This is a genomic window from Nocardiopsis sp. TNDT3 (assembly GCF_003427465.1).
GTDB classification, from domain to species: Bacteria; Actinomycetota; Actinomycetes; order Streptosporangiales; family Streptosporangiaceae; genus Nocardiopsis; species Nocardiopsis dassonvillei.
The window spans coordinates 1-6,351 of the sequence record NZ_QPFC01000355.1 but is presented as its reverse complement, the minus strand read 5'-3'; the positions used below and the strand labels follow the sequence as shown (position 1 = coordinate 6,351).

The 6,351-nt window shown below is 73.9% G+C and carries 5 protein-coding genes and 2 pseudogenes; 4 read left to right on the top strand and 3 right to left on the bottom strand.

Annotation, left to right across the window (positions count from 1 at the left end):
• The 4 genes and pseudogenes from DQW06_RS09455 to DQW06_RS09440 all read left to right on the top strand — a co-directional run.
• Window positions 1-234, top strand: a pseudogene (locus DQW06_RS09455) (ergot alkaloid biosynthesis protein); the annotation flags it as partial.
• Window positions 235-632: 398 nt separating this feature from the next.
• The gene (locus DQW06_RS09450) at window positions 633-2,357 is read left to right on the top strand and encodes a SpoIIE family protein phosphatase (RefSeq protein ID WP_071622021.1); all 1,725 of its coding nucleotides are present in this window, start codon (window positions 633-635) and stop codon (window positions 2,355-2,357) included.
• 155 nt (window positions 2,358-2,512) lie between these two features.
• Window positions 2,513-3,103 (top strand): TetR/AcrR family transcriptional regulator, encoded by a 591-nt coding sequence (locus tag DQW06_RS09445; protein WP_013152931.1) that lies wholly within the window; start codon window positions 2,513-2,515, stop codon window positions 3,101-3,103.
• On the top strand, window positions 3,100-4,059 hold the full coding sequence (locus DQW06_RS09440; protein WP_071622022.1) for an EamA family transporter: 960 nt from the start codon (window positions 3,100-3,102) through the stop codon (window positions 4,057-4,059). The genes DQW06_RS09445 and DQW06_RS09440 overlap by 4 nt, the downstream gene beginning before the upstream one ends.
• A gap of 18 nt (window positions 4,060-4,077) precedes the next feature.
• Here DQW06_RS09440 and DQW06_RS09435 read toward each other — a convergent pair whose 3' ends face one another.
• From DQW06_RS09435 to DQW06_RS09425, 3 genes and pseudogenes are all read right to left on the bottom strand, one after another.
• Complete coding sequence (locus DQW06_RS09435; RefSeq protein WP_013152933.1) at window positions 4,078-4,977, bottom strand: hydrolase; 900 nt, start codon at window positions 4,975-4,977, stop codon at window positions 4,078-4,080.
• Window positions 4,978-4,990: 13 nt separating this feature from the next.
• Complete coding sequence (locus tag DQW06_RS09430; protein ID WP_117198306.1) at window positions 4,991-5,881, bottom strand: alpha/beta fold hydrolase; 891 nt, start codon at window positions 5,879-5,881, stop codon at window positions 4,991-4,993.
• Window positions 5,882-6,116: 235 nt separating this feature from the next.
• Window positions 6,117-6,351, bottom strand: a pseudogene (locus tag DQW06_RS09425) (dihydrodipicolinate synthase family protein); the annotation flags it as partial.

Here is a 6,351-nt window from a genome sequence, read left to right as displayed (position 1 = left end):
GCCACCGGTCGGCCGGTGCGCCACACGCCCGCCCCGGCGGCCGAGCTGGTCCGGCGCAACCTGGACGCGGGCATGTCCGAGCCCTTCGCCTCGGCGCTGGTCCGGGTGGACGCCGACATCGCCGGGGGCAGCGAGGACCTCGTCACGGACACGGTCCACCGCCTGACCGGCCGCCCGCCCCGCACCTTCGCCGACTTCGTCCGTGCCCGTCCGCGGGAGTGGTCCGCCGCGTGATCGGCCGGGCGGGCCCGCCCGCTGGTCGGCGGTGCGGGGCCGTCACCCGTTCCCGGGTCCGGCCCGGCCCTGTCCGGGCCCTGTCCCGGCACGCGGACCGGCGCCCCCGTGTTCCCCCTCGTCCGCCGAGGTGAGGCGGGGTCACCGCACCCGGGGCACTGGTGTACGTTCTCTGACGTAGTCGTGGCTGGTCGCAGGCCGGTGCCGGGAAGGAGCTCCCGGCACCGGAGTCCCGCCAGTGCCGGTTGCGGTGAGACCTGTCCAGCCCGTCGAACGGATATGAGTGTCTCCGGTCCCGCCCGCGGAGGGCGGTTCCTCGTGGGCGTGGCAGGTACACACCGGACATGCCCGACCCTCGGCCTGGGGGTGTGCGAAGGTCCGTCGGACAAGGAGACGCTGTGGACGAGGATTCCGGTACGTACAGCGATTCGACCGGTGTGTCAGGTCAACACCGGCTCCTCGCGGAGGCGCTGGACAGCCTGAGCGCGGGTGTGTACGCCGTCGACGAGAGGGAGCGGATCGTCGCGGTCAACGCCACCGCCCTGCGACTGCTGGCCCGTTCGGCGGACGAGACGCTCGGGCAGGACCTCCGGTCGTTGCACCGGGACGCCCGGGGGCAGGCGGTCGTCAGGGAGGCACGCGACGCCTCCCAGGGGGCGCCGTCCGGTTCCCTCTCCCGCGCGGGGGAGTCCTGGTTCCAGCGCGGCGACGGCACGCTCCTCCCCGTGTCGTGGTCCGCCGTGCCCTGTAAGCCCGACGGTTCCCAGGTCACGGAGCTGGTCTTCTTCCAGGCCGTCGAGCAGGACGAGGGGACCCCCGGGCGCTCCACCCCTTCCCGACGGACACTGTCGGAGACGGAGCGGCTGGCCCTGCTGGCCGACACCACCGCACACCTGATCAACAACGTCGACGTGGAGAAGTCCCTGCTCCGGGTGGTGGAGCTGATGCTTCCACGACTCGCGGACTGGGCGATCATCGACCTGATCACCGAAGGCGACGAGGTGTCCCGCTCCCTGGTGGTCCAGGCGGACCAGGGCAGGACCACGGTGCGCGAGGACCTCCAGGGACCGATGCCCCCGGTGCCCCCGACCTCCAGCATGCCCCTGTCCAAAGCCCTGCGAGGCGCCGCCTCCACCCTCGTCAACCGTGAGATCTACTCCGGTCCGCCCGACACGGGTATCGCGGTGGAGCAGCGCAGGCTGTTCGAGGCGACGGGCATCAACACCGCGGCCATCGCCCCCATCCGCGGGCCCCGGGAGGTGCTGGGCGCCGTGACCCTGGGGCGCACGGGCTCCCAGCACCCCTTCGCCCGCGACGATCTCGCCCTTCTGGAGGACATCGCCCGACGCATCGGCCTGGCCCTGGAGAACGCGCGCCACTACCAGCGCCAGCGCCAGGTCGCCGAGACCATGCAGCGCTACCTGCTGCCCCAGCTCCCCCGGCTGGCGGGAGCGGAGATGACCGCCCGGTACCTGCCCGCACCAGACGTCTCGCACGTGGGCGGTGACTGGTACGACGCCTTCCCCCTGCCCCGCGGCGACACGGCCCTGGTCATCGGCGACGTCGTCGGCCACGACCTGGACGCGGCGGCCGGGATGGCCCAGCTCCGCAACATGCTCCGGGCCTACACCTGGGCACAGGAGCAGTCCCCCCACCGCACGCTGGAGCGCATGGACCAGGCCCTGGAGCACATCAGCGACGTCTACATGGCGACCCTCGTCCTGGCCCACCTGACGGTCGACGAGGCCGGACGGTGGGAACTGCTGTGGTCGAGCGCCGGCCACCCCCCGCCCCTGCTCGTCCACCACGACGGCATCGCCCACTACCTGGAGGAGGGGAGCGGGGTCCTGCTCGGCACGGGGATGGCGCGGCCGCGCGCCGACGCGCGCATCGCCCTGCCGCCCGGGTCCACGCTCGTGTTCTACACGGACGGCCTGGTCGAAGCCCGGGGGCAGTCACTGGACACGGGCCTCAGACGTATGCGCCAGCACGCGGCCTCCCTCGCGCACCGCCCCCTGAACTCCTTCGCCGACCAGCTGCTGGAGCGCGCACGGCCGAGAAGCAACGACGACGACGCCGCCCTGCTCGTCATCCGTATTCCGGCGGACGCGACCGACGGCTGAAGCGACGGCCGCCCGCGGGCTCCACCCTCCGGGCGGTGACGTCGGAGACCATCCCGGGGCGCGCGACCACGGCCCGTAAGCGCCCGGCCCGCTGGAGAGGTCCGCCACCGGTTATAGGTAGACTGGTCTACCTAGTCCGATAGCGGAGGTGCACCATGGCGCAGGTCGAGGAGGCCCGGCCGCGTGCGGGATCGGCCAGGGAGAAGCTGCTCGGCGCGGCGGCGCGGCTGTTCTACGCCCACGGCATGACCGCCACCGGCATCGACGCGGTCACCGCCGAGGCCGGCGTGGCCAAGATGAGCCTGTACAACAACTTCTCCTCCAAGGAGGAGCTGACGCTGGCCTACCTCCAGGAACGGCACCGGGAGTGGCTCGACCTGTACCGGCGCCGACTGGAGGAGGCCCACACCCCCCGGGAGGGGGTACTGGCGGTGTTCGACGCCTACGTCGACCACGCCTCGGCCGCCTACGAGCACGGGTTCCGCGGCTGCGGGCTGCTCAACGCCGCGGCCGAACTCCCCGCGGGCGCACCGGGCAGGGAGCGGGTGCGCGAGCACAAGGAGCAGGTCGAGGCGCTCGTGGCCGGGCACCTGGAGCAGATCACCGACCCCGACACGGCGGCGCGCACCGCCCGGCACTGCTCGTTCCTGCTGGAGGGCTCCATGGCCCGGGCCGGACTGGAGGGAGCGCCGGACCGGCTCCTGGAGGCACGCGCGATCGCCGCGGCCCTGGTGGACGCGCTGTGAACCGCCACCGGACGCTGGGCATCGCGGCCATCACGGTCACCTCCGTCCTGTGGGGCACGACCGGCACCGCCGCCACCTTCGCCCCGCAGGCCGGGCCCCTGGCCATCGGCTCGGCCGCCCTGGGGATCGGCGGCCTGCTCCAGGCGCTGATCGCCCTGCCCGCGCTGGCGGCGGCCCGCCCCCGGCTGCGGGAGAACCTGCCCCTGGTGGCGGTGGGAGCCCTGGCCGTGGGCGTCTACCCCCTGGCGTTCTACGGCTCGATGCACCTGGCGGGGGTGGCGGTGGGCACCGTGGTGTCCCTGGCGTCGGCACCGCTGGCCTCCGGCCTGTTGGAACTGGTGGTCCAGCGCACACCGCTGAGCCGGTGGTGGATGCTGGCCGCGGCGGTGGGCATCGTCGGCGGCGTGCTGCTGTGCGTGTCGAACACGGCCGCCCCCGCCGCCTCGCCCGGCGGGACCGCGGCCGGTGTCGCGCTCGGGCTGGTGGCGGGCCTCACCTACGCCGCGTTCTCCTGGGCGGCGCACACCCTCATGGGGCGCGGCGTCGACCGGGCGGCGTCCATGGGGGCGGTCTTCGGCTGCGGCGGCGTGCTGCTGATGCCGGTGCTCGTGCTCACCGGCGCCCCCCTCCTGGCCTCCGCGCAGGCCTTCACGGTGGCCGCCTACATGGCGCTGGTGCCCATGTTCCTGGGCTACCTCTTCTTCGGCTTCGGCCTGACCCGGGTCTCGGCGAGCACGGCCACCACGGTCACGCTGAGCGAACCCGCGGTCGCGGCGCTCCTGGCGGTCCTGGTCGTCGGGGAGGCGTTGACCGGCGCGGGGTGGTTCGGGCTGGGGCTCATCGCCCTGGTCCCGGTCACGCTCGCCCTGGCACCGGCTTCCGGCCCGGGAACGCCGCCCGTGGAACCGGCCCGTGCGGCGGGCACACCCGCGAACGCGGACCGCGAACCGGCGTGAGCGCCGGGTCGCGGGGCCTCACGGCGCCAGGGAGGCGATACCGCCGGTCTCCAGGGCGACCCAGACCGTTCCGTCCGCGGTGACCGCGACGCCGTGGGGTTCGCGGGAGGGCGCGGGCAGGTCGAACAGGTCGATGTCGCCCCCCGCCGTGATGTGCCCGACGCGGTTCGCGCCCCACTCGGTGAACCAGCAGCCCCCTTCGGGGTCCGCGGTGATGGCGTGGGGGCGTGAGTCGCGCCGGGGGAGGGGGAACTCCCGGATGCGTCCGTCCGTGGTGAGGCGGCCGATCTGGCCCGCGGCGATCTCCACGAACCACAGGGCGCCGTCCGGACCCGCGGTGATACCGACGGGTCCCGCCTGGCCGGTCGGGAGGGGATGAAGGGTCACGTCCCCGCCGACGGTGACGCGGCCGACGGCGTCGGCCTGGTTGAGGGTGAAGTACAGGGCTCCGTCGGGCCCGGAGGCGATGAACGACGGGAACCCTCCCCTCGTCGGCAGGGGGAACTCGGTGACCTCCCCGTCGGTGGTGATACGGCCTATGCGGTCAGCGTTCATCTCGGTGAACCACAGTGCCCCGTCGGGCCCGGCCGTGATGCCGAAGGGCTGGGCGCCAGGGGTCGGCAGCGCGAAGGAGTCGGCCTTCCCGTCCGCGGTGATGCGGCCGATCCTGTCGTCCTTGGTACGGGTGAACCAGAGCGCGTGATCGGGGCCCGTGGTGATGAGCGAGGGCGCGCACGCGGTGGAGTCCAGCGGGTACACGGTCGTGGAGCCGTCCGGTGTCATACGGGCGATCCGGCCGTGGTGGACGAGCGTGACCCACAGCGAACCGTCGGTCCCGGCGGTGATGCCGTACGGGCCGGAGCCCTGCGCGGCCACGGGGTACTCGCGTACGGAACGCTGCTGGAGGCGGTGTGTCACAGGTGTTCTCCGGTTATGCGGTGGGTCGGGCGCGCACGACGTCCCAGATGACGCGGGCGAGTTCCTCCGGGCGGGCCATGGGCACGTTGTGGTGTGTGCGCATCTCCACGAGTGTGCGTTCCGGGCGTGCGGCGACGAGGGCCCGTACCTCGTCGCGGCGCGCGGCGTAGAAGCCCCCGTCGGGAAGGACGACCGTGAGCGGGCAGGTGAGGCGCTCGTAGACGTCCACGCTGGGGTAGACGGCCGCGTCCGGCGCGGGGGCGCTGATCACCGCGATCTGCTCGGCGGTCGGACGCCGCAGCCACGTGTGCTGGTCCCTGCTGAAGGAGCGCTCCAGCACGCCGCGCACCAGGCCGGGGCGGCAGTCCCGGTTGAGTTCGTCCCCGGGGGCCTCCCGCACACCGCGCTCGATGTACTCGCGCGCCTGTTCCGGGGTGGCGGCCCACCCGTAGCCGAACCGGGCGCGCACCCGCTCCATCGCCTCGGGCGTGGTCCAGCGTTCCTGGTTGGCCACGGCCTGCTCCCGGGTGTCCAGGACGAGCCCGTCGACGACGCACACCGCGGCGGGGCGGACCAGCCCGCTGGCGGCCACGGCGGTGACGGCGTAACCGCCCAGCGAGTGCCCGACCAGGACGGGGTCCTCCCAGCCGAGGGCCCGGACCGCGCCGGCGAGGTCGCGCCAGTACTGTTCCGCGTCGTGGGAGTCGGCCCTGGTCCGGCCGTGTCCGCGCAGGTCGACGGCGACGACGCGGCAGTGGTCGGTCAGGTGGGCCGCCACGTCCGTCCAGACGGCCGCGTTGTGCCCGCTGCCGTGAACGAGGAGGACCGGGGCGCCCGCGCCGCCGAAGTCCAGCGCGGCCAGGGCGTCGTGGCCGAGGTCGAGTGTGGTCTCTCGGGTCTGCACCGGATCATCCTGGGCCCGGTGCGTCCCGGCCGCAACCGTATTTCCCGTGTCGCGGCGCGGACGCCCTGGGGGCTGTCTCCGGAGTCGGCGGACTCGGGGACTGTCATGAGCAACGGCTTCGAGCAGCCCGTGCGAGTCGGCTCCGAGAGCCCGTTCCTCCTCTCGCGCGCCTGAGCGGCTGCCGGGGACGCAGGCGGCCACACGCTCTCGTGGGGGACGTCCCCACAGGCGCCGTTCAGGCCAGGCCCAGCTGTTCGACCACACGGGCCACCCGCTCCCGCTCGGCGGCGGGCAGTCCCAGGATCGGGCGGGGCAGGCAGCGCGGGGCCACCAGCCCCAGGTGTTCGGCGATCGCGGCGACCACGCGCAGGCTGCCGTGGGAGGCGAACAACTCCCACAGCGGACGCAGCCGTTCCGACTCCGCCGCCGCCCCCTCGGCGTCACCGCCCAGGGCGGCGCGGACCAGGGGC